General features: G+C 57.5%; 13 protein-coding genes and 1 pseudogene. 6 read left to right on the top strand and 8 right to left on the bottom strand.

What is annotated here, in order from left to right; translation table 11 throughout:
- Positions 1 to 372: 372 nt before the first annotated feature.
- On the top strand, positions 373 to 2,508 hold the full coding sequence (locus LPW13_RS04735) for a TonB-dependent siderophore receptor (RefSeq protein WP_230438284.1): 2,136 nt from the start codon (positions 373 to 375) through the stop codon (positions 2,506 to 2,508).
- Positions 2,509 to 2,657: 149 nt separating this feature from the next.
- Here the strand turns inward: LPW13_RS04735 and guaA are convergent, their stop codons facing one another.
- Positions 2,658 to 4,235, bottom strand: a complete 1,578-nt coding sequence (guaA, locus tag LPW13_RS04730) for a glutamine-hydrolyzing GMP synthase (RefSeq protein ID WP_230438283.1) — start codon at positions 4,233 to 4,235, stop codon at positions 2,658 to 2,660.
- Between the two features lie 121 nt (positions 4,236 to 4,356).
- Positions 4,357 to 5,844: an IMP dehydrogenase gene (gene guaB / locus LPW13_RS04725; RefSeq protein WP_230438282.1), complete on the bottom strand. Its 1,488-nt coding sequence runs from the start codon at positions 5,842 to 5,844 to the stop codon at positions 4,357 to 4,359.
- 227 nt (positions 5,845 to 6,071) lie between these two features.
- Between guaB and xseA the strand changes: the two genes are divergently transcribed.
- Together xseA and LPW13_RS04715 are read left to right on the top strand one after the other, a co-directional pair.
- Complete coding sequence (gene xseA / locus LPW13_RS04720) at positions 6,072 to 7,448, top strand: exodeoxyribonuclease VII large subunit (RefSeq protein ID WP_230438281.1); 1,377 nt, start codon at positions 6,072 to 6,074, stop codon at positions 7,446 to 7,448.
- Positions 7,449 to 7,510: 62 nt separating this feature from the next.
- Positions 7,511 to 9,544: pseudogene (locus LPW13_RS04715) on the top strand (transporter substrate-binding domain-containing protein); the annotation flags it as partial.
- Positions 9,545 to 9,779: 235 nt separating this feature from the next.
- Here the strand turns inward: LPW13_RS04715 and LPW13_RS04710 are convergent.
- From LPW13_RS04710 to LPW13_RS04700, 3 genes are all read right to left on the bottom strand, one after another.
- On the bottom strand, positions 9,780 to 10,757 hold the full coding sequence (locus LPW13_RS04710) for an NAD(P)H-quinone oxidoreductase (RefSeq protein ID WP_230438280.1): 978 nt from the start codon (positions 10,755 to 10,757) through the stop codon (positions 9,780 to 9,782).
- 107 nt (positions 10,758 to 10,864) lie between these two features.
- On the bottom strand, positions 10,865 to 13,159 hold the full coding sequence (locus LPW13_RS04705; RefSeq protein WP_230438279.1) for a TonB-dependent receptor: 2,295 nt from the start codon (positions 13,157 to 13,159) through the stop codon (positions 10,865 to 10,867).
- 426 nt (positions 13,160 to 13,585) lie between these two features.
- Positions 13,586 to 15,697: a 3-hydroxyacyl-CoA dehydrogenase NAD-binding domain-containing protein gene (locus LPW13_RS04700; RefSeq protein ID WP_230438278.1), complete on the bottom strand. Its 2,112-nt coding sequence runs from the start codon at positions 15,695 to 15,697 to the stop codon at positions 13,586 to 13,588.
- Positions 15,698 to 15,875: 178 nt separating this feature from the next.
- On the opposite strand from LPW13_RS04700, the gene LPW13_RS04695 reads away from it, so the two are divergent.
- Both LPW13_RS04695 and LPW13_RS04690 read left to right on the top strand, forming a co-directional pair.
- A complete protein-coding gene (locus LPW13_RS04695) occupies positions 15,876 to 17,075 on the top strand; it encodes an acyl-CoA dehydrogenase family protein (RefSeq protein WP_230438277.1) in 1,200 nt (399 codons plus the stop codon).
- Positions 17,076 to 17,090: 15 nt separating this feature from the next.
- Positions 17,091 to 18,212 carry an acyl-CoA dehydrogenase family protein gene (locus LPW13_RS04690; protein ID WP_230438276.1) on the top strand — a complete coding sequence of 374 codons (1,122 nt, stop codon included), beginning with the start codon at positions 17,091 to 17,093 and terminating at the stop codon, positions 18,210 to 18,212.
- A 21-nt stretch (positions 18,213 to 18,233) separates the two neighbouring features.
- Here the strand turns inward: LPW13_RS04690 and pdxH are convergent, their stop codons facing one another.
- From pdxH to LPW13_RS04675, 3 genes are all read right to left on the bottom strand, one after another.
- Positions 18,234 to 18,872, bottom strand: a complete 639-nt coding sequence (gene pdxH / locus LPW13_RS04685; protein WP_230438275.1) for a pyridoxamine 5'-phosphate oxidase — start codon at positions 18,870 to 18,872, stop codon at positions 18,234 to 18,236.
- A gap of 165 nt (positions 18,873 to 19,037) precedes the next feature.
- Positions 19,038 to 20,354 carry an RDD family protein gene (locus tag LPW13_RS04680; protein WP_230438274.1) on the bottom strand — a complete coding sequence of 439 codons (1,317 nt, stop codon included), beginning with the start codon at positions 20,352 to 20,354 and terminating at the stop codon, positions 19,038 to 19,040.
- Positions 20,354 to 22,045: a molecular chaperone HscC gene (locus LPW13_RS04675; RefSeq protein WP_230438273.1), complete on the bottom strand. Its 1,692-nt coding sequence runs from the start codon at positions 22,043 to 22,045 to the stop codon at positions 20,354 to 20,356. The genes LPW13_RS04680 and LPW13_RS04675 overlap by 1 nt, the downstream gene beginning before the upstream one ends.
- Positions 22,046 to 22,360: 315 nt before the next feature.
- On the opposite strand from LPW13_RS04675, the gene LPW13_RS04670 reads away from it, so the two are divergent.
- A complete protein-coding gene (locus LPW13_RS04670; RefSeq protein ID WP_230438272.1) occupies positions 22,361 to 23,980 on the top strand; it encodes a 5-guanidino-2-oxopentanoate decarboxylase in 1,620 nt (539 codons plus the stop codon).
- Positions 23,981 to 24,049: the final 69 nt, after the last annotated feature.

Genomic DNA, 24,049 nt, shown 5'->3' with positions numbered 1-24,049 from the left:
AGTTATATTCATGATACAGAACCGCACTTTTTACAGAACGCTGCGATGCGGATGAGCGGCCCCTATTTCGCGGCTTAACGGCAAACCGCACCAGGTTGGCTGGTGTAACGAGATTAAGGGCTGTGCTGGCTGAGGATTACCGAAGAGCCGCCGATAACGACTCGCAACTGACTCTCCTCCCCCATCGCCAGTTGCCTGGCGTGCACCTGCAGCCCTTCCATTTCTCGCAACAGTGCATGTGCGCGGTGGTACAGGGAAGGGACGGGAGCAGATCTACTTGGCGCGTGGTCAATGGCACCACCGCTTGCAAATGAGAACAATTATCTTTAGAAATACGCACCCGATACATTGATACCATCACGAGAATATACGATGTCCACACCCCCTCGCCTCAGCAAGACACTGCTGTCCTGCGCGACATCTACCGCACTCTGGCTTTCCGTTGCCCAACAATCCCTGGCTCAGGAGGCGCCTTCGGCAATCGAGGAGATTAGCGTCACCGCCCAAAAACAGGCCTATCGCGGTGATATTCCCCTGGAATCCCTGCCCCAGCAACCCCAGGTGCTCTCAGGGGACACACTGGCTGAGCTGGGTGCAGTGGAACTGCAGGACGCGCTGGATATCGCCGGCGGCGTCGCCCGTCAAAACAACTTTGGCGGCCTGTGGGACAGCTTTGCCATTCGCGGCTTCGCCGGGGATGAAAACCTGCCCTCCGGCTACCTGGTCAACGGCTTCAGCGGCGGCCGCGGCTTCAGCGGCAATCGGGATGCCTCCAATATCGAGACCATCGAAATCCTGAAAGGGCCGGGCTCCGCCCTGTTCGGCCGCGGCGAGCCCGGCGGCACCATCAATATCGTCACCAGGAAACCGGGGTTCGAGCGCGAGGGGGAGGGCTACCTGCGCGCGACCGCCGGGCGCTACGATACTTACCGCGTCGAGGGCGATTACACGGACACCCTGAACGACCGGGTGGCTTTCCGCATCAACGGTGCCCGCCAGGACGGCGAAAGCTTCCGCGACACCGTGGAATCCGAAAAGACCGTGCTGACGCCGTCGTTCCTGGTTGCGCTCGCCGAAAACACCTCTCTCAGTTACGAAGCGGAATACCTGAAACAGGCGACGACGTTTGACCGCGGCATCGTCGCTATCGACGGGGACCCCGGAAAAGTGCCGCTTTCCAACTTTTACGGCGAACCCGGGGACGGCCCCAGTGAAGTCAATGCCGGTGGCCACCAACTGGTTCTGCAGCACGACCTGAACGACGACTGGTTTATCCTCGCCGGCGCCAACTACCGGGCGTCCTCCTTTGAGGACTGTGTCACCGAAGCAGAACTTGCCGCCCCCCGTCAGCCGCTCTACGTCGACGGCCAAACCCTTTCCCGCTGGCAGCGCTGCCGCGATTTCGATGCCGAGGACACATCCGCCCGCATCGAACTGTCCGGCTCCTTTGAAACCGGTGCATTCACCCACCACATGATCGTGGGGGGCGACACCTACGAATACGCACTCGAATCCCTGCAGGACCGCTGGCGCGTCGCCCCCGGGGACACCACCTACTCCGTGGACGTTTTCAACCCGGTGCATGGTCAGGTGGCCCCGGATCGCTCACCGATGGCGAACAGACAGGAAGAACAGAGCGCCTGGGGCCTGTACGTTCAGGACCAGGTGGACCTGGGTGAGCACTGGAAGCTACTGCTGGGCATGCGCTACGACGACTTCAGCCAGGACATTGATAACCGCCTGTCGGGAACGAAAAACCACCAGTCCCAAACGGCCACCAGTCCGCGCGCCGGCCTGGTATATGAAGCCAGCGACACCCTGTCCGTCTATGCGAGCTATTCCGAGGGCTTCAGCCCCAATAGCGGAGTGGATTTCTTCGGCACTGCCTTTGATCCGGAGGAGAGTAAATCCTACGAAGTGGGCACAAAACTGCTTGCACTCGACGGCGCCCTGAGCAGCACCATCGCACTCTTCAAGATGGAGAAATCCAATATTGTCGCCGCCGATCCCGCGCACCCGGGATCTTCCGCCGCCCTCGGCGAAGCGGAAAGCCAGGGCGTTGAAATCGATATCACCGGGGATTTGACGGATACCGTGCGGCTGCTGCTCAACTATGCCTATGTCGATGCAAAAACCGGTAACGACATCACCAACGCCGACTGGGGTGTGGACGTCCCCGCCGGAAGCCCGCTGATCAATATTCCGGAAAACAGCGCCAACCTGTTGCTGGTGAATAGTTTTACCCTCGGCAGCAAGGGCTCCACCTTCGGCATCGGCGTAAACTATGTGGACGACCGCTTGGGGGAGACCGTCGACCCAAGCTATATCCTGCCCTCCTATACATTGGTCAAACTGCTGGGCTCCTACCAGGCCACCGGCAAACTGAAGCTGACCATGAACGTCGACAATCTGCTCGACGAGGAATACTACGCGAGCTCCTACCACAAGCTTTGGACCATGCCGGGCGCACCACTGACCTGGACGCTGGGGGCCACTTATAGCCTTTGATGCAGGCGGGCAGGATACGGATGTAGCGAGCAACCCGAAGGCCGTGGCGCTGAATAGTTACGCCAGGCCCAAAATGAAAAAACCCAGCAGTTACGCTGGGTTTAGTGCGGTTTGGTACCGGGCGGTGCCAGTCAGGGCCAGACCTGGTATCACTCCCACTCAATGGTGGCCGGCGGCTTGCTGGACACGTCGTAGGTCACCCGCGAGATATGCTCGATCTCGTTGATGATACGGTTGGAGACCTTCTCGATCAGCTCGTAGGGCAGGTGCGCCCAGCGCGCGGTCATAAAGTCCACGGTTTCCACCGCGCGCAGCGCCACCACGTATTCGTAGCGGCGGCCGTCGCCCACCACACCCACGGACTTGACCGGCAGGAATACCGCAAATGCCTGGCTGGTTTTGTGGTACCAGTCCGCATTGTGCAGCTCCTCGATAAAGATGGCATCTGCTTCCCGCAGGATGTCCGCATACTCTTTCTTTACTTCGCCGAGAATTCGCACACCCAGCCCCGGCCCCGGGAAAGGATGGCGGTAAACCATGTCGTAAGGCAGCCCCAGTTCCAGACCGATCTTGCGCACTTCGTCTTTAAACAATTCACGCAGCGGCTCCACCAGCTCCAGCGCCATGTCATCCGGCAGGCCACCCACATTGTGGTGAGACTTGATCACGTGGGCCTTGCCGGTTTTGGCGGCAGCAGACTCGATCACGTCCGGGTAGATGGTGCCCTGAGCGAGGAACTTCACTTCTTTCAGCTCAGCCGCTTCCTTGTCGAAAATTTCGATAAAGGTATTGCCGATGATCTTGCGCTTGGCTTCCGGCTCGTCGACACCTGCGAGACGCGACAGGAACTGCTCTTCCGCATCAGAGCGGATGACCTTGACGCCCATATTATCGGCGAACATCTGCATCACCTGATCGCCTTCGTTCTTGCGCAGCAGGCCATTATCAACGAACACACAGGTCAGCTGATCGCCAATGGCCTTGTGCAACAGTGCCGCCACCACGGAGCTGTCGACACCACCGGACAGCCCCAACAGGACCTTGGAGCTGCCTACCTGTTCGCGCACTTTGGCCACGGAATCTTCGATGATGTTTGCCGGCGTCCACAGTTTTTCGCAGCCGCAAAGCCCCATCACAAAGTGTTCGTAAATTCGCATACCCTGCAGGGTGTGGGTGACTTCAGGGTGGAACTGCACACCGAAAAAGTTTTTCTCCGCGTGGTACATGCCGGCGATTGGACAGGACGGCGTAGAAGCCATCAGCTCAAAGCCTTCCGGCATCTGCACCACTTTGTCACCGTGGCTCATCCATACGTCCAGCAACGCGTTGCCGTTTTCGTCCAGATGGTCTTTGATGTCGTGCAGTAGCGCGGACTGCCCTTCCGCTTTCACCTGCGCGTAACCGAATTCGCGAATGTCACTGCCCTGCACCGCACCGCCCAGCTGATGGGCCATGGTCTGCATGCCGTAGCAGATACCCAGCACCGGCACTCCCAGCTCGAAAACCGCCTGGGGGGCACGAGGTGAACCTTCTTCCGGCACGGACTCCGGGCCACCGGCGAGAATGACGCCCTGCGGGTTGTACTCGCGGATTTCCTCATCGCTCATATCGAACGCGCGAATCTCGGAAAATACGCCCAGCTCGCGCACGCGACGGGCTATCAGCTGGGTGTACTGGGAACCGAAGTCGAGGATCAGAATTCGGCTGGAATGGATATCTTGGCTCATGGCTTACTCGTAACGGTTTTATAAACGGCAAACGGACCCTGAAGGTCCGTTTGCGGTTCACTTGAAGTGCACTTCTAACTCTTGCCTTCTCTCGCGGGTAAAGCGAGGAAAAGAAAGTCTATTAACGGCCACCGACCGGATAGTTGGGCGCCTCTTTGGTGATCTGTACATCGTGGACGTGGGATTCGCCCATACCAGCAGCGGTCACCCGGACAAACTGCGGCTTGCTGCGCATGGTGTCCATATCGACACTGCCGGTGTACCCCATGGCAGAGCGCAGCCCCCCCATCATCTGGTGCACGATGGCAGAAATCGGCCCTTTGTAAGGCACCCGACCTTCAATGCCTTCGGGAACCAGCTTTTCCGCACCCTTGCTGGCATCCTGGAAATAGCGATCCGAAGAGCCCTGGGTGCGGGACATTGCCCCCATGGAGCCCATGCCCCGATAGGACTTGTAGGTACGCCCCTGGAACAGCTCCACTTCACCGGGCGCCTCTTCGGTGCCGGCCAGCATGGAGCCCATCATTACAGAGTAGGCACCGGCCACGATAGCCTTGGAAATATCACCAGAGAAACGGATACCACCGTCGGCAATCAGGGGAACACCAGTACCGTCCAGTGCTTTCGCGACTTCGGCAATGGCAGTGATCTGAGGTACACCAATGCCGGTGACGATGCGAGTGGTGCAAATCGAGCCGGGGCCGATGCCCACCTTGACCGCATCTGCACCCGCTTCCGCCAGCGCTTTGGCCGCTTCCGCGGTCGCGATATTGCCGCCAATCACATCCACTTCCGGATGCATTTCTTTAATACGGCGCACGCGATCAATCACATTCTTGCTGTGACCGTGAGCAGTGTCGACGACCAGTACATCTACACCGGCCTCCACCAGTGCGGCAACGCGGTCATCCGTATCCGGACTGGTACCAACGGAAGCACCAACGCGCAGACGGCCATCACTGTCTTTACAGGAATTGGGGTACTGCTCGGCCTTGTTGTAGTCCTTGACGGTGATCAGACCACGCAGCTCGAATTTGTCGTTCACCACCAGCACTTTTTCGATACGATGCTTGTGCAGGAGTTCTTGCACTTCTTTCGGTGCAACCCCCTCTTCACAGGTAACCAGACGATCTTTCGGCGTCATGATCTGGGCAACTGTCTGGTCCAGATCAACCTGGAAGCGGACGTCGCGGCTGGTGACGATACCAACCAGGTTGCCCTTCTCCATCACCGGCACGCCGGAAATATTGTGATGGCTGGTGAGTGCGATCAGTTCGCGGATGGTGGCATCAGACTCGATGGTAATCGGGTCTTTCACGACACCGGCCTCGAACTTCTTCACGGCACGCACCGCAAGCGCCTGCTCCTCAATGGTCATGCTTTTGTGGATGATGCCGATACCGCCTTCCTGCGCCAATGCAATGGCCAGACGAGACTCGGTCACCGTATCCATCGCGGCAGAAACCAGCGGGATGTTCAGGGTGATATTGCGAGACAGTTTTGTTTTCAGGGAAACGTCTTTGGCCGTGACATCAGAATAGCCAGGCACAAGTAGGACGTCATCAAAGGTAAGGGCTTCGCGCGCAATGCGCAGACCGGATTCAGACATGGACACTCAAACCTCAAAAGAGCGGGGTTGGGTATCGGCGCGATTATAGCCGCAACAGCGCCGGAAACAAAAGCCTCTTTTTCATTTTCCCCCTACATTAGAGTCCCACCCCACCGCAGACTATGGATTCCCCGCCATTGGAGGCCAGCGGTTCACACCCTCCCTTTACCTACAGGCGCTTTTCCCTGCAATATTGGCCGCCCGAATCTGACCATCAAGAGACAGAAATGCAACAAAGACCCACCAGCAGCACCAGCGCCGGAGGCTCAGCCGGCAACCCGCTTCCTACGGATGGCCGTCCAGTCCTTTCTGTCAGCGAGCTCAATCGGGAAGTAAAGCACCTGCTGGAGGGCAATATCCCGCTACTGTGGGTCGGAGGCGAAATCTCCAACTTTGCCACCCCGACCTCCGGCCACTGGTACTTCACCCTCAAAGATGCCCGTGCCCAGGTGCGCTGCGCCATGTTCCGCGGTCGCAACCGCGGCGTACGCTTCCGCCCGGGCAACGGCGTCGAGGTACTCGCACGGGCCAGAGTCAGCCTGTATGAAGGTCGCGGTGAGTATCAGCTGATTATCGAACATCTCGAAGAAGCGGGATTTGGCGCCCTGATGCGCCAGCTGGAGGTTCTCAAGGCCAAATTGCAGGCGGAGGGACTGTTCGAACTCACGCGCAAAAAGCCCCTGCCTACCCTGCCGGCGACCATTGGCATTATCACCTCCCCCACCGGCGCCGCGGTGCGGGACATGATCCAGGTACTGGGACGCCGCTATCCAGCAGCAGACATCGAGCTGATCCCGGTTGCCGTACAGGGCCAGGGGGCGGCCCAACAGATCGCGGACGCCATCGCCCTCGCCGGCCGCCTGCGACGGCACGACCTGCTGATCGTGGGTCGCGGCGGCGGCTCACTGGAAGATCTGTGGTCTTTTAACGAAGAAATCGTCGCCCGCGCGCTCGCCGCCTGCCCTATCCCAACCATCTCTGCAGTGGGCCACGAGACAGACACCACGGTGGCCGACCTGGTAGCGGACGTCCGCGCCCCCACCCCATCGGCCGCAGCGGAAATTGCCAGCGCCAATGCAGCCGAGCTGCAGGAAACCATTCGCGGGCACCAATCGCGCCTACAACGCGGCATGGAACTGCAGCTCCGCCACCTGGACCAGCAAGTACAGCTCACCGTAAACCGTCTGCGCCACCCGCGGGAGCAACTACAGAACCATGCACAGCGGCTGGATCACCTCGAGCTGCGCCTTCGCCGCGCCACGCGCCAGAATACAGAAAATAATACAAAGCGCCTCGCCAGCGCCCTGCGCGCCTTCGATCGAGCACACCCCCATCAGCGCCTCGAGGCCACCCGTGACCAGTTATCCGAACGCGGCATACAATTGCGACTCGCCGTCCAGCGGCAGTTGAGAGAGAGCCAGGAAAAACTGGCTCACCTAAGCCAACTACTCCATAGCGTGAGTCCTCTGGCGGTGCTCGATCGGGGGTATGCCATCATCCAGGATGACCAACAACGAGTACTGCGCGACGCACAGCAAGTCAAGCCCGGACAGCGCATTCACGCGCGCCTCGCCAAAGGGGAGATCACCGCCATTACCGAGTAGCGGCAACCGACCCTCCTCCTAGCACACTAGAATCCGGGCTGTGTTCTACCCCGGAGAAAGGCATGGGTACACCTCCGCTTTCTGGTACTGATTGTGGCCACACGAGAAGCCATCGTCTCTCCTGCCCACGTATTCTGATTCCCCTTACTATTTGCCTGATGCTGATGCTTTGCGGCTGCGACCGCAGCGACAACGAATATGCACCATCAGGAGAGCAAATCCAGGGCGCGAACACCTCCCCAACAGAAAATACGAAAAAAACGCCGCGGAGAACCAAGACCCGCGATTACGATTTCGAAAACTATGTAGAAACCGGCGACCTCAAGGCGCTGAAAAAGCGGGGGGTCATCCGTTTTGTTGGCCTGTCAGCGGACGATGACGACATGCTACCGAGGTCGGCGGTCGTTACCATGAAGCACTTTCATCTGGCGACGGAGCTGGCAGAGCGCCTGGGCCTTGAACCCCGCTGGGTCCAGGCCAGCTCCCCTGAACACGCTTTGCAGCTACTGAACGAAGGCAAAGCGGATATTGTTGCAGCCAACCTCACCCGCACAAAGGAGAGGGAAAAAAACTTTGCCCTCTCACAAGCAATCGACGATACAAAGCAAGTGCTCGTCACCAGCAGGGAAAATGCACCCATTGACGAAATCAGTGACCTGGAAGGTAGAACGCTCTCTGTACTGGAAGGCAGCACTTATGCTGATACCGCCCGAAAGCTGAAGAAGAAAATCCCGAGTTTAAAGCTTGACTTCTGGGAGGTGCGAAAATCGGGCAACCTGGACCGCTTACTTGACAGAATCAACCAGGAAAAAGACTTCGTTACAATACTCGACAGTAACATGGTCGACAGTGTCGCCGACTACCGCCAGGATTTCCAGAGGGGTGCCATCTTAAGCGATACGGAAGAGATCGTCTGGGCGACGCGTAAAAAAAACCCAAATCTCAAGCACAAGCTGAACACTTTCCTCACCAGAAAGCTGGTATCCGCACCGGAAAGAACGGCCTCCGATTGGAAAAGTATCAGAAAATCCCGCGTACTGCGGCTGCTCACTTACAACGGCCCGACCAGCTATTTCATGTGGCAGGGCGCACTGATGGGTTTTGACTATGACCTTGCTTTGAAGTTTGCCAAAAAACACGATCTGGAATTGCAAGTCATTGTAGTGCCATATGACGAAAGCCTGATTGATTGGCTCAAGGCCGGAAAGGGAGATATCGCAGGCGCGTCCACAACGGTTACCGAGGAGCGAAACAAACAGGGCATCCAGTTCACCACGCCTTACCTGGAAATGCGTGAGCAAGTGATCAGTAACACGAAAAAGCCCAAAATAGAAACGCTGCAGGACCTCAACGGACGGACACTCACACTGCGTGCATATTCTTCATTTATCGAAACGGCCAGAGCACTGCAGAAGAGTGGCATTGACTTAAAGATAGAAATAGCCGACCCGGACGTAAGCTATGCGCAGCTCCTGAACATGGTTGCTGATGGAGAAATAGACGCCACCATAGCCGACGCCAGCGCAGTAAAAATCGCAGCCAACCTCCGCGACACCGCAACCGGCGGTGTGATGCTTTCCGACCCCCGCGCGCAAGCCTGGATGGTGCTTCCGGAAAACGGGAGACTGCTGGCACACCTGAACAACTTCATCGGCAAATACCGCAAGACCGACGACTACGCAATCAAAGTTCGCACTTACTTCGAACCCGATAAACGCTTCGCTAAAAAAATCGCGGCCCGGGTCCAACCGGGAGAAGATATATCACCGTACGATAACCTGGTAAAAAGCGCCGCCAGGAAACATGATATTGACTGGCTACTGGTCACCGCACAAATGTGGCAGGAAAGCAGCTTCAATCCCGAGGCGGAATCCCCGGTGGGCGCACAGGGACTGCTACAGGTCATGCCCAGAACCGCAGAGGAAATGGGCTATCCACCACCGCTGTTTGATCCCGAGCGCGGCGTTCACGCAGGAGTCAAGTATCTGGACTGGCTGCGGGATCGCTTCGACCCTGAAGTCGACCTGCAAAACAGACTGTGGCTTTCGCTCGCAGCATACAATGCGGGGATCGGACATGTTTACGACGCACAACGTCTGGCAGAGGAGCTCGGTCTCGATCGCAACGTCTGGTTTGACAATGTGGAAGTCGCGATGCTCAAGCTCTCGGAACCACGTTACTTCAAAAAAGCGCGCTACGGCTACGCACGAGGCGCCGAGCCAGTCGAATACGTACGCAATATCAGCAGGCTCTACCGGGCCTACAGCGATGTAAAATCAGAGGACGTCACCTCACTATTTCCACATGAGGCTCCACTCCTCGGATCCGGTTTCACACGGTCAAAACAATCTTGCCGATATGCGCACTGGACTCCATCAGACGGTGCGCCTCTACCACTTGCTCCAGAGGATAGGTGGCAGCGATCTGAGGACCTACTTTGCCAGCAACAACCAAAGGCCATACCTCCGCCTCAAGCTCAGAGGCAATCCCCGCTTTTACTTCAGCAGGCTGCGGACGCAATGTGGATCCCGTCAATACCAGGCGGTTCAACATTACCGGTAGCATATTGATTTCCACCTTGGGGCCATTCAGAAATGCAATGTTTACAATCCGCCCGTCCTTTGCGGCGACGCGGATATTGCGATCCACGTAATCGCCTCCGACCATATCCAGAATGACGTCCGCACCGCCATCCTCGGTAGCTTTGCGAACTACCTCGACAAAATCCTCTTCGCGATAATTGATAGCCCTTTCTGCACCCAACTGCTCGCACGCAGCGCACTTTTCGGCGGAGCCTGCCGTGGCAAACACCCGTGCACCGACGGTATGTGCCAGCTGGATCGCTGTCGTGCCAATACCAGAGGAACCACCGTGTACCAGAAACACCTCACCGGGCTTCAGCTGCCCCCGCTGGAACACATTGCTCCACACGGTAAAGAAGGTTTCCGGCAACGCCGCTGCTTCCACCATAGACAGGCCATCGGGAATCGGCAAACACTGATCCGCGGGCACCACCGCATATTCCGCGTAACCACCGCCGTTGGTAAGGCCACAGATACTATCCCCTACCCTCCAGCGCTCAACCTCCTCACCCACGGCCGCCACCTCACCGGCCACTTCCAATCCGAGGATCGGTGAAGCCCCTGGGGGCGGCGGATACAGCCCCAGGCGCTGCATCACATCCGGGCGGTTGACACCCGCCGCTTTTACCTGGATCAGCACTTCTCCCGCCGCGGGCTCGGGCGCAGGCCCATCCGCAAGGGTCATGACTTCGGGCGCGCCGAACTCCGGCAAATCGACATAGCGCATTGTGGCACCTCCTGAATCGTTTTCATCATCCTACAACTTTATCTATAGACAAAAAAAGCCCGGCAGAAGCCGGGCAACCGATAAAAACTGACGGAGAAGGATGAAGATCAGATCTCGTAATTCAACTCAAGTCCGATCACACGACCGCGATTGAGCGGGGTGAAACTGGCATTGGGGCCGAGTTCGAACAGGCCACCCATCACTTCCGGCAACTGGGTATCATTGCCTTCGCTGACTTCATTGAGCATGTTCTTGCCAAACAGTGCGAGACGATAGTTACCGCCATCCGGGGCAATGCCGATACTGAAGTCCACCATTTCCACTTCGCTCAGCATACCCAGGTTGTTATCGGTATACGCAGAAGCATCGCGGTGGTTGTAGTTGATACGGGAGGTCAATGCGCCCCAGCTGCCCAATTGCAGGTCGTGTACCATGCCCACACCGTAGGTCCACGGCGCCAGACGGGGGATCTCCAGATCGTAGTCAGCGCCATCCACTACGCCATCACCACTGATATCCAGCCACACATCATCGTACTCACCATCCACATAGCCCAGGTTCATGGTGAACAACAGGGAATCTGTAGCCGCAGCCATCAACTCAAATTCGGCACCGCGAATGGTGGCGTTGGCGGTATTGCGAATAAGCTGCGCCACACCGGCGGTTTCGCTAGGCAGGTTTACTTCCCGCTGCATGTCGTCGATGGTGTTGTGGAACAGGGCCATATTGGTTTTCACTCGGCCACCCAGCCACTGGGCTTTGGCGCCGATCTCAAAGCTGTTCTGCTCTTCCTGATCCGTGGGGCCCGGGGACTCGCCCGGTACGGTGTTGCGCATATTGTAACCGCCGCTGCGGAAACCTTTGGTCCACACCGCGTATGCCTGGGAGGAATCACTCATCAGCCACTGCAATCCCACCTTAGGCGTAAACGCACTCCAGGTTTCGCTGTCTACAAACTCCCAGTCCGGGCAGCTGTTAATATCGCAACCGCTGCCAGCGTCGACCGAGGAAATCTGAACGTCTTTATCCTCTTTGGAGTAACGACCACCCAGCGTCAGCACCCAGGATTCGTTCAGATCGATATCCGCCTGGGTAAACACACCTATAGCCTCATGCTCCTGTACGCCGCCCCCAATTTGATTTAAAGGAAATACCGGAGACAGCGGCGCAAGTACTCCCAGAATCTCGCGGCCTTCCATATATTTGAGATCCTGATTGAACCAGTACAGACCGGTGGTAATCGAGGTGGCGCCGAAACGACCGGCATAGCGCAGCTCATTACTGAGCTGATCCTGTTCGATCAGACTGGTGGAATGGAAAACCGGAACGGGCAATGAATCAACATCCCCGGTACCGAACATGTCGTAATCCCGGTAGGCGAGAATATTGGTAATAGTACCGTCACCAAAAGCGACATCCTGGTTATACTCGGTAATCACCTGGTTCCATTCCGTTTCGGCCATCCCCTCTTCGTCGATGGCCAGCTCAAAGGAGTCTTCGCTGTTGTCCCAATCAGTCACACCGACGCTGTCGGCAATCGCCTGGGCATAATCCCCCCGATTCTGCCCGACAATACCATCGGCATCCACTTTGCCGGATTCCATTTTTACCACCAGATCCGTGGAATCTCCCAGCTCGACGCTGAAGCTCGGACGGATAAACCAGGTGGTGGATGCACCCATATTGTCATTGCCGGTGTATTTGTTCTCGAACCAGCCCTGATCTTCGTTGTAGTAAGCGGTCAGGCGGCCGTTGACGTTTTCGCTGATCTGGCCGGAGATTACGCCGGCGAGGTTAGTTTCCTGTTGGGCAGTGGTGGAAACCCGCACCCGGCTGATGAACTCTTCCGTCGGTTTGGCTGTTTTCACCACCACCGCACCGCCGGTTACGTTACGGCCGAACAGCAGCCCCTGGGGCCCGCGCAGTACCTCGATACCTTCCAGGTCAAACAGATCGAGAATCACACCCGCGTTGATGCCCAGGTACATACCATCCACGAACACACCAACGGTGGGGTCGATTGAGGGAATGGAACTGTTTACACCGAGGCCACGCACGGTGAAATTGGCAGTACTCTTGATAGTACCCGCATCGTCCATCTGCACATTGGGCATTTTGAACGCGAGGCTTTCCAGATCCTGAGTCTGCAAGGCATCCAGCTGAGCGCCAGAGTAAGCCGTGGCTGCAACCGGCACGTCCTGCAGACGTTCACCGTCCGCGCGCTTGCGTGCCGTTACTTCCACTTCTTCGATCAGGGTATTGATAGAATTCTTTCGAGGTTCTGCGTCCTGCGCCTGCACCGTACCCACACCACAGGCGAGGGACAGGGCCGCGAAGGAACAGGCCGAAGCCAGAACCCGATTTTTATTGGTATATCCGGGGATTTTGGTTGAGCTTCCCATGTTTTCTCTCCATTGCACCGAGTTATTTTTATTTGTCTACAGCAACAGAATCACCGCAATCGGTACTGCCCTCCGCCTCTCGACGGACCCGATCAGTTACCGCGCTGACTGTGGCCGATTTATCCATTCGGCCACCGACAACGGGAAGACTACAGCAGCTTTTTCCGTCACAAAAGCCGAAAACCAGTCGGTTATCGGACTATTCGTGCCAGGCGGGATTATTTATCAAAAATGACTATTACGTCACCTTATTCTCCGCCGCATTTTGTTTCCGAACCGCCGCGAACATTTCCACCGGTATCGTTTGATTCCGAAAAATGCTCCCTTTGGTAACAATTCGCCTTTTCCTTCATTGCTGGAAAAAATAACGAGTATTTTTAACAACTATGGGAGATTGACGAATTTAGTTTGATATACCCCCCGGGCCTAAGCCATAACCTCGTCGGTAAAGTTTTTTCCCGTGGCTGCCAGAGACTCGATCAGCGCCGCGGGTTTCCAGCAGGGATCGCCGGTTTCCGCGTACAGCCCTCGCAGGCGCACCAGCACGGCTTCACCACCGAGCTGATCCGCAAAGTACATGGGACCACCACGGTATCGCGGGAACCCGTAGCCATTGGCATACACAACATCAATATCCGAAGCGCGCTGTGCGACCCCTTCTTCGAGAATACGCGCACCCTCATTGACCAGGGCGAGCAGCAGCCGGTTGCGGATTTCCTCATCAGACAGGGATCTCGGCGTAACACCCCGCTCTGCCGCCAGCTTTCTCGCCAGTGCCAGCACTTCGGCGTCCTCCTCTCGGGCGCGGGTTTCGGGATCATAGCGATAATAGCCAGCACCGGTTTTCTGCCCCAGCCGCCCCATTTCCACCAGTGCGTCCGGAAGACAGTATACGCGCTGGTGGTCTGGATTATCCGGCTCCGCCTGACGGGCCTTGTAGCCGATATCAAGCCCGGAGAGATCGCCCACTGCCAGGGGTCCCATGGCCATCCCCCAGGACTCCATGGCACCGTCAATCTGTGCAGGTGTTGCCCCCTCCATCAGGCACAGGTGTGCCTGTCGGAAGTACTGATTCAACATGCGATTGCCGATAAAGCCGTAACAGACACGGGACAGCACCGGCACCTTGCCAATCGCACGGGCCAACTGCATTGCAGTTGCCAGTACCGAATCCGAGGTTTGCGCTCCGCGTACCACTTCCAACAGTTTCATCACGTTCGCCGGACTGAAAAAGTGCAGACCAATGACATCTTCCGGGCGACGGGTAACGGCTGCGATCGCATCCAGGTCCTGGTATGAGGTATTACTGGCCAGAATTGCACCCGGCTTGCAGACCTCATCGAGCTTGCGGAAAACCTGCTGTTTGATTTCCAGGTTTTCAAATACCGCCTCAATCACCAGGTCCACCTGTGAGAGTTCCGCGTAGTCCGTAGTACCCTGAATACAGGCCATGGCGCGGTCCATTGATTCCTGGGTCAAACGTCCCTTCTTGACACTGGCGGCATAGTTGCGCTGAACGATGGCCAGTCCACGCGCCATTGCCTCATCATTGATCTCCAGCATCCTGACAGGGATTCCGGCGTTGGCGAAATTCATCGCGATTCCGCCGCCCATGGTGCCACCACCGATAATCCCCACAGAACGTACCGGTTTAGCGGTGACATCTTTCGCCAGGCCGACTACTTTCGTACATTGGCGCTCGGCAAAAAACAGGTGGCGCATGGCTGCCGATTCGCTCGAATGGAGGCAACGTTCAAAATGCATCCGCTCCAGTGCCAACCCCGCATCGATCGGCTTCTCTACCGCAGCCTGAATACAATCGGCAATAAGCTGCGGCGCCGGCTGTCCGCGATAGCGCCTGGCAAGTTGCTCGCGAGCTTTGTGGAAATAGTTCTCAGACACCGTGTCCGGAGGAATTTCAATATCCCGCACCCGGCGCAAGGGGGCGCTCTGCGAGAGCAATGTCTGCGCGTATGCTATTGCCGCATTGTCCAATGGTGTGACCGGAGATTTTTCGTCATCTAGTACGGCGTCAATTACCCCCAAAGTGTGAGCACGCTGCGCCGACACGGGGTTGCCAGAGGTGATCAGCTCCAGTGCGGCCTCAACGCCCGCCAGACGGGGCAGGTATTGTGTGCCGCCGGCGCCGGGCAACAATCCCAACTTTACTTCCGGCAACCCCACCTTTGCCGATGGCAATGCACAACGGTAATGGCAGGCAAGGGCCAGCTCCAGACCGCCCCCCAAGGCCGTACCGTGCAATGCGGCGATTACCGGCTTTTGTGATTGCTCAATACCCGCAACCACGTCCGGTAACGTTGGTAACACAGGAGGTTGATTAAATTCGGAAATATCCGCACCTGCGACAAACGTGCGCCCTTCGCAGATAATCAATATGGCCCGACTTTCGTCAGTCTGTGCCCGCTCAACCGCGGCCAGAATACCAGCCCGGAGCGCCTGCGACAGTGCGTTTACCGGCGGATTATTCAGCCGGACAATACCGATCTGATTGCGGATTTCGTAATCTACCACAGACATTCTGCCCTACCTTCCCTACTTGTTTTTAACAATGTTATTTGACTGAACCAGATCGTGACGGCTTACCTCCAGATCTGCCATTACCCCCCTGGTAGTGGAATCTATCGCGGTGTGAAGCCAATCTTGATCACCAGCAATCAGCCAAATTATTGATAGGACTAACAGGGGACCAAGAGCCGTGAACAGCGCATATACACCTGAGGAACAGGCGTTCCGAAGTCGGGTCAGGGAATTTATCCAGCAAAATCTGCCGGACGATATCCGCCGAAAAACACTATTGGGCATGCACCTGAATAGAGAGGATTCCGTGCGCTGGCAGAAGATTCTGCACAAGCAGGGGTGGGCCGCCGCCAACTGGCCTGTGGAGCATGGCGGTACCGGCTGGAGCGCAACGGAAAAGAATATTTTCGATACCGAGTGCGCCCTGGCAGGTGCGCCAGAGGTGGTTCCCTTCGGCATGAAAATGGTGGCCCCGGTCATCTTCACCTACGGCAACGAGGAGCAGAAACAGCGTTTTCTGCCAGATATCCTGGCCAGTAACGTGTGGTGGTGTCAGGGCTACTCCGAGCCCAACGCCGGCTCCGACCTCGCCTCCCTGAAAACCACCGCAAAGCGGGATGGTGAGCACTACATTGTCAACGGCACCAAAACCTGGACCACCCTCGCCCAGTATGCGGACTGGATTTTCTGTCTGGTACGCACCGGCGCGCCGGAAGAAAAGAACCAGACCGCCATCAGCTTCCTGCTGATCGATATGAAGACTCCGGGAATCACTCTCTCCCCCATCCTCACTCTGGACGGTTACCGGGAAGTCAACGAAGTGCATTTCGATAACGTGCGGGTACCGGTAGAAAACCGGATCGGCGAGGAAGGCAAAGGTTGGACTTACGCCAAAGTACTGCTTACCCACGAGCGGACCAATATCGCGCGGGTCGCCCAGTCCCGCTGTCAGTTACAGCGCGCACGCGATCTGGCGGCCGAGACGCAGGACGGTGACAGCACACTGCTGGACAACCCACACTTCGCGCACAAGCTGGCAGAGATCGAAATCGAGTTACTGGCCCTGGAGTACACCGAATTGCGCACCCTGGATGCCATCCGCACCGGTCAGGCACCGGGACCGGAATCTTCCATTCTCAAAATCAAGGGTACCGAAGTCGCCCAGGCCATTGACGAGCTGCATGCAGAGATCGCCGCATGCCAGGGGATGCCGTATGTGCCCTGGCAACTGGAAGACGACTTCGATGGCGAGAAAGTCGCTACCGATAACGCAGTCAACAGTTGGCTGCGCTACTTCAACAACCGTAAATCTTCAATTTACGGCGGCAGCAACGAAATTCAAAAAAATATTATCTGCAAGGCCGTGCTGGGCCTGTAACCGGAGAAACTGGTCATGGACTTTTCCTACAGTGAAGAACAACAGCTGCTGCGCGATAGCGTGGCCCGCTTTATCCGCCAGGATTATGCCTTTGAATCCCGCCAGCAAACGGTGACAGGCAGCCAACCATTTAATAGAAAGCACTGGCAACAATTTGCCGAGCTCGGCTGGTTGCTGGTGCCGTTTCGGGAAGAAGACGGCGGCCTTGGCGGATCCGCGGTTGACCTGATCGTGGTGATGGAAGAATTTGGCAAAGGTATGGTGGTAGAACCCCTGCTGGCGAGTGTGATACTTGCCGGTGGCCTGATCGCCGAAGCGGGTAACGAATCGCAAAAGAGTGACTGGTTGACGCCGTTAATAGAGGGCAGCCTGCAACTCGCGTTTGCTTACACAGAACCCCAGAGCCGATTTGATCTGAGCAGTGTGACGACTACAGCCAGTGAAGACGGGGATGCGTTCCTGGTCGACGGACACAAAACCGTGGTCATTAACGGCGCGGCGGCCGATACCCTGGTGGTCTCAGTGCGCACTGGTGGGCAGGGCCAGGAGGGCATCAGTCTGTTGCTGGTCGATGCGAATGCCGAGGGTGTGACACGCACCCACTACAAAACCGTGGACGGCCATAACGCCGCAGAGATCAAATTCAATCGTGTGCGGGTGCCCCGCGCCAACTTACTGGGAACCGAGGGCGACGCACTGGCGACGATTGAAAAGGTCATTGACCGCGCCACCCTCGCCGTCTGTGCCGAAGCGGTCGGCGCAATGGAAAGCGCGCTTGAGAAAACCCTCGAATACACCCGTACCCGCAAACAGTTTGGTGTCAGTCTCTCCAGCTTCCAGGCGCTGCAACACCGCATGGCCGATATGTTTATCGAATGTCAGCAGGCGCGTTCGATACTGATGATGGCAGCAATGCAACTGGATGAGAATGAAGGCTGTGCGCCCAGGGCGGTTTCGGCGGCCAAAAGCCGTATTGGAAAGGCAGCGCGCAAAGTAGGACAGGAAGCGGTACAGATTCATGGCGGTATCGGCGTCACCGATGAACTGGACGTGGCCCACCTGTTCAAGCGGCTGACCAGCATCCAGTATCTTTTCGGCAGCACCGACTACCACACCCAGCGGTTTATTCGGGCTTAGGTTACTCAGGCTTGACGAGGATCAGGGGCTCAGGCGTTCGATCTGCCACTTTCCATCGTCCAGCGCGCGGTAGACAAAGCGGTCGTGCAGACGTGACGCACGCCCCTGCCAGAACTCCACCGCGTGCGGCACTATTCGATAGCCACCCCAGAATTCCGGCCGCGGCACGTCCTGCCCCTCAAACTGTGCCTGAAAGGTCTCGAACTGTTTTTCCAATACCTCGCGGGAAACGATGGCATCACTCTGGTGGGAGGCCCAGGCGGCAATCTGGCTTTCCCGCGGGCGCGAGGCAAAATACTGATCGGCCTCAGCGCCATCGAGGAGTGTGGCCTGGCCGCGCACAATGACCTGGCGGTCCAGAAAGTGCCAGGGGAACAATAGCGATACCCTGGGGTTGGCGGTGATATCCCAGGCTTTCTGGCTTTTCAGGTTGGTGTAAAAAACAAACCCGCGCGCGTCGAACCCCTTCAGCAGCACGATGCGCTGGGAAGGCTGCCCACTGGCATCGGCTGTACTGAGGCACATGGCACTGGGGTCTGAAATATCCGCTTTAACGACCTCCTGCAGCCACAGGTCGAATTGACTGATCGGATCTGCCGACAAATCACTTCGCTGCAGACCACCATGTAAGTACTCGCGGCGCCACTGATCAATTTCCATCGCTGTCTATCCTTTAAAACTGTTCTATCATGCAGGGGAAGTTTACGCAGTTACGCAACCAACCCCAATGCCTCGTCCCTCTATAGGGTATTTTAAGCCTCAGGGTATTTTCACGTTAACCTGGTGATTTTCCCCAACTCAGATCGCCAACTCAGCTCCCCACAACTACTTCTGTCGACGCAGATATTCCTCGCGGCTCTTACGATAATTGATGACATAAGTTCGACTCATACGGTCATGTAACAGGTTGCCGCTGAGAAAGCAGTTGATCAGCCATCCGATCTTGAACGTAGGTACAATCAGGGTAAAACTGAGGGTGCGCCAAAGGCCATGCAGATACCCCACCCGCTGGAAGTTCTTGTCCGTCACCCGGTAACCGAGTAACCATTTCCCCGGCGTTGTCTGCCAGCTTGAGCACTCTGCCAACCAGGTAGCCACCAGGAAAATGCTCCCGGAAACCAGAAAGCCGGTGAAAGTGGCATCAGTTTCGGACTGCCCCGAGACTCTCATGATCACTGCAGTGGCCACCACGCCGATCATCAGGTGAATCAGCGCGATATCCAGTACCACAGCCAATGCACGTCCCAACAGGCTGCCAAAAAAGTACTGTTCCAGTCGATCGGTAACCACTTTCGGCTTTTGCCGCACCAGCTTGCTACCACCGCGAATGCCCGCGGTGGGATCGTGCTCGGAAGACTCCTCCTGGACGGCATCAAAGATGCGATCGGCGAGATCTTCGTCAAATTCCCGATAATACGCCGCCGCGTTGCCGGTCCAACCAAACAACTGGTCGCAGTAACCGATGATGTTATCGGTGATACAGGTTTGATATTTTCCCTTGCGCGCCGCGGCAGCTTCATTGAACCGGGCAAACCGTTCAAAGACCGCGAGCCCCAGGTTCCAGTTGTACTCGTCTTCCAGCATATAGGGCGACTCAGCGAGAAAATGCCACCGCGCTTCCTGATTAAGTTGTAGCCGCTTTTCAAGCAGTGCATCGACCTGTGCCAACACCCGGCGGTATTCGTCGATCCGCAGCTGCCGTGCCGCGTCTTCTCTGACACGAATAGCTTCTTGCTCTACGCTGTCGGTGTCTTGTTGCAGACTGTCGGCATTTTTCGGCTCGCTGATGGCACTTTTCGGCTCGCTGATGGCTCCTTCGTCGTTGATCACCTCCTGGTGTGTGTGCCCAGTGCGCCGGGCGTCGGGTTCAGTTACCTCTACCGCATTTGGCGGTAACTCCGCTGTACTGACTTCCACCGCTTGCGGCTCGGCTACGGGTTCGGCTGCCGGTTCTGCCACCGCTTCCCGTTGCTGAGCGCGGGAACGCGCCATGTGCAGCGCCTGCTTGTAGGCGGTGTGCAGCTGCTGGAAGGCCTCTGGCTTTTCATCCGGTCGGTTTTGCTTCAGTTGCTTGGCATAGGCCCGCTTCACCGCGCGCGGATCATCACAGGCCTCAATGCCCAGTACCTGCCAGGGGTTCATCAGATCCAGTCCTCACCGTCGAATTGATCGAGCAGCTCTCCCAGGCGAGTGCGGGCCTTGACGATTTCTGCGGGGTTCTGACCGTCCAAAACTTTGTCGAACTCACCCAGTGCGCGGGCAATAAATTCCCGCTGATCGCCAAGACTGGCTTCGTACAGGCGCTCGCCGCGGGCTATCAGCGCCCGGTTGGCCTCATCGTCGCGGGGGTGGAATTTCAGCGCCGCCAGCTTTTCCAGCGCCTTGGCTTTTTCCGACGCATTCAGGGCGCCAGGAGTGAATTCAATCAGCTTGTTGTAGGTTTTACCGGTGGAAACCACAGTGACATCCACTTCCAGCAGACCATTCATATCGTAGCTGTAGCGGATATCCACGGTTTCTTTACCGCGCGGGCCTTTGGGTACCGGAACGCTCAACTCTCCCAGGTACACATTTTTCTTCACCAGGCGATTCTCGCCCTGGTAAACATCCACCCGCAGTTCGGTCTGATTGTCACTGGCCGTGCACACCTGGCGCACCACACTGATCGGCACCACGGTATTGCGCTCGATGATGGGCAGGAAATACTCGCCCTGACCGGGGCTGTCTTCGTTGATGATGCCCGTGCCCAGGGTGTAGGGACACACGTCGGTGAGTACGATATCGTCCAGCGCCGCGTCGCGGGTTTTCAGTCCCGCCTGGATCGCAGCGCCCATGGCTACCACCGTATCCGGGTCCAGATGGCAGGAAGGCAGGCGGCCGAACATCCGCCCTACTACCGAGCGGAACAGCCCCATGCGGGTCGAGCCACCCACCAATACCACTTCATCGATCGTCTGCGGCGGCATGTCTGCATCGCGCATGGCCCGCTCGATCGGGCGTTTGGCACGCAACAGCAACGGCGTCGCAATTTGTTCAAACCAGGCCGCAGTCGCCACCCATTGGACCTTATCTTTCCCCAGTTCCAGCTCCACGCGCTGTTCCGGTTGCTGACCGATCCGGCGTTTAACCGACTCCATCTGCATATACAAGCTCTGCTGCTGGCGCGGCGACAGAGCGGTCTTTTCAATTTCCAGCTCTTTCAGCACGCCATCCATCATGGCCTCGACGAAATCCTCGCCGCCGAGGAAGTTATCGCCGGCACTGGCGTGCACTTCCATGATGCCGTCAAAAAATTCCAGGATGGAGACATCGAAGGTACCGCCCCCCATATCCAGAATCAGGAAGTTGCCCTCGCGTTTTTCATGCAGGCCATAGGCTATCGCCGCCGCCGTGGGCTCATTGATCAAGCGTTCGACTTTCAACCCCGCCAGTTCGCCGGCAAGCTTGGTAGCATGGCGCTGGTTATCATTGAAATAGGCGGGCACGCTGATCACCGCCTCGGTAACCGCTTCTCCCAGCAGGGCCTCCGCATCTTCTTTGAGAGAACGCAGCACCAGCGCAGAGAGTTCGGTTGCGCTGAATAACTGTTTACCGAGCTTGATCTTGTGATCGGTGCCCATCAGACGTTTGAAAGCCGCAACGGTGCGATCACTGTGGTTGATCAGACGCTGCTTGGCCGTCTTGCCGACGACCAGTTCCCCGGTGTCATCCAGGCCAACTACCGAAGGTGTAAGCACATCCCCAAGACGGTTGGGCACCAGTTTTACGCCGTCGTCGGTCAAGATGCCGCAGGCACTGTTGGTGGTGCCCAGATCGATGCCAATAATCGCCATTGTTCCCCCTGAACATAAAGAGATTTATTGTTTGAATTGCCGCCATTGAATCACATTTTTGCCGACTGGAACCACGGCACTTGGCAAACCCGCAAAACTCAGCCTGTCACCGCCCGAAAAATTTTACGGCCAGATTGCAAATTTCCTGTGGCGACACTGCCGGCATCTCAATTTTCCTGCGTTTTTACCCGCCAGGGAGCAGACTCTGCGGGCGCTTGCGGCGCCGATCGTGGCCGGCTAGCCTCCGATCACCAGATTGAACTACAACTTGGAGACCGGGCCTGCCCACCGGGCCCCGCACAACAGGAACAACGAATGTCTTCTGTACAGACTGGCAACCGCCCCAGCTGCGCCCAGGTACTGATGCACCTGCTGCGCCAGTACGATGTGGATACCGTATTCGGTATTCCCGGTGTACATACCATCGAACTCTACCGCGGCCTGCCCGGCAGTGGCCTGACCCATATCACACCGCGCCACGAACAAGGTGCCGCATTTATGGCTGACGGCTATGCCCGTGCCAGCGGCAAGCCCGGTGTCTGCTTTTTGATCACCGGTCCCGGCGTCACCAACGCCGCCACCGCTATGGCTCAGGCGTATTCCGACTCCATTCCCATGCTGGTCATCAGCGCGGTCAACCGTCGCGAAGATCTGGGCATGGGCCGCGGCCGTTTGCACGAGTTGCCGCGCCAGCAGGATGTCAGCCGCGGCTTCTGTATCTGGCAGCACACCCTGAGCAGCGCCGAACAGCTACCGGAAGTACTGGCGCGCGCCTTCCAGATGATGCGTGCAGGCCGTCCCGGCCCGGTACATATCGAAATTCCCATCGACCTGTTCCCTGCGGAAATGCCCGGCAACCTGAAGGATTACAAAGCGGCCCCAGCACCGGCGTTGCCGGGGTGCAATGGCGACACCATCGCCACTGCAGCCCAGTGGCTGGGAGAAGCACAACGCCCGGTCATTCTCCTCGGCGGTGGCGCCCAACATTGCGGCGACCAGGCTACTGCGCTGGCGGAAAAGCTCTCCGCCCCCGTTTTCCAGTCGCTGGCGGCCAAGGGCATTGTCGATGAACGCCACCCCCTCTGTGGCGGCGCCAACCTGAGCTTTTCCGGTGTGCGCGAGCGCATCGAGAATGCCGACGTGGTGATCGCCATAGCCACGGAGCTGGCAGAAACCGATCGCAACCTGGCGCGGGAAAATTACCGCTTTGGCGGCCGCCTGATCCGGGTAGATATTGATCCCGCACAACTGGTGTGCAACGCCAATCCCGACCTGGGGATCTGCGGCGATGCAAAGGCCGTTCTGGAACAACTGAACCTGACCCTGCCGGAGGCCAATCCGCAGAAAAACCAGGCTACCAGTGACGAACTGGCGCAGATAATCGACGGCTGTCGCCAGGAGTGGTGGCCGGGATCCGAAGCGCGCTTCCCCTGGGTACAGGCGCTGCGGGAGGCGCTGCCGGAAGACGGCATTCTGGTCACCGACTCTACACAGTTGGCCTACAACACCAACCATGCCCTGCCCCTGTACCAACCGCGCAGCCATATTACCTGCACAACCGGCTATGGCACCCTGGGGTTTGCCCTGCCCGCCGCCGTCGGTGCCGCCCTTTCCGGTTCCCGCCCGGTCATCGGGCTGATCGGTGATGGCGGTATCATGTTCACACTGGGAGAACTGGCCGCGGCAGTGGAACAGAAACTCGCACTGCCGATCCTGGTGTGGAATAACAGCGGTTACGGAGAAATTCGCGACTTTATGGACGAGGCTGCCGTGGCACAGGAAGGTGTCAACCTGCAGACGCCGGACTTCGTTGCGCTGGCGAAAGCCTTCGGTGCAGAGGGATGTCGGATTGATAAACCGGAACAGCTGGGCAGCGCCGTTGCTGGGGCCTGGAAACGCACCACGCCCACGGTCATCGAAATCACGGTGCCCTGAGCGATTACGTTATATAGACAGTCAAGAATCTGTCATTTCCCCCGACCTGAAATCAGGGCCGGGGAAACC

It is taken from the genome of Microbulbifer celer, from assembly GCF_020991125.1.
GTDB lineage: Bacteria > Pseudomonadota > Gammaproteobacteria > Pseudomonadales > Cellvibrionaceae > Microbulbifer > Microbulbifer celer.
This window is presented reverse-complemented; position numbering and strand designations above follow the sequence as displayed.

What these genes read in the sequence shown, in the direction of transcription:
- LPW13_RS04735 (WP_230438284.1), top strand. Translation starts at nt 373, where the DNA reads ATGTCCACACCCCCTCGCCTCAGCAAGACACTGCTGTCCTGCGCGACA.
- guaA (WP_230438283.1), bottom strand. Translation starts at nt 4,235, where the DNA reads ATGAGCCAAGATATCCATTCCAGCCGAATTCTGATCCTCGACTTCGGT.
- guaB (WP_230438282.1), bottom strand. Translation starts at nt 5,844, where the DNA reads ATGTCTGAATCCGGTCTGCGCATTGCGCGCGAAGCCCTTACCTTTGAT.
- xseA (WP_230438281.1), top strand. Translation starts at nt 6,072, where the DNA reads ATGCAACAAAGACCCACCAGCAGCACCAGCGCCGGAGGCTCAGCCGGC.
- LPW13_RS04710 (WP_230438280.1), bottom strand. Translation starts at nt 10,757, where the DNA reads ATGCGCTATGTCGATTTGCCGGAGTTCGGCGCGCCCGAAGTCATGACC.
- LPW13_RS04705 (WP_230438279.1), bottom strand. Translation starts at nt 13,159, where the DNA reads ATGGGAAGCTCAACCAAAATCCCCGGATATACCAATAAAAATCGGGTT.
- LPW13_RS04700 (WP_230438278.1), bottom strand. Translation starts at nt 15,697, where the DNA reads ATGTCTGTGGTAGATTACGAAATCCGCAATCAGATCGGTATTGTCCGG.
- LPW13_RS04690 (WP_230438276.1), top strand. Translation starts at nt 17,091, where the DNA reads ATGGACTTTTCCTACAGTGAAGAACAACAGCTGCTGCGCGATAGCGTG.
- pdxH (WP_230438275.1), bottom strand. Translation starts at nt 18,872, where the DNA reads ATGGAAATTGATCAGTGGCGCCGCGAGTACTTACATGGTGGTCTGCAG.
- LPW13_RS04680 (WP_230438274.1), bottom strand. Translation starts at nt 20,354, where the DNA reads ATGAACCCCTGGCAGGTACTGGGCATTGAGGCCTGTGATGATCCGCGC.
- LPW13_RS04675 (WP_230438273.1), bottom strand. Translation starts at nt 22,045, where the DNA reads ATGGCGATTATTGGCATCGATCTGGGCACCACCAACAGTGCCTGCGGC.
- LPW13_RS04670 (WP_230438272.1), top strand. Translation starts at nt 22,361, where the DNA reads ATGTCTTCTGTACAGACTGGCAACCGCCCCAGCTGCGCCCAGGTACTG.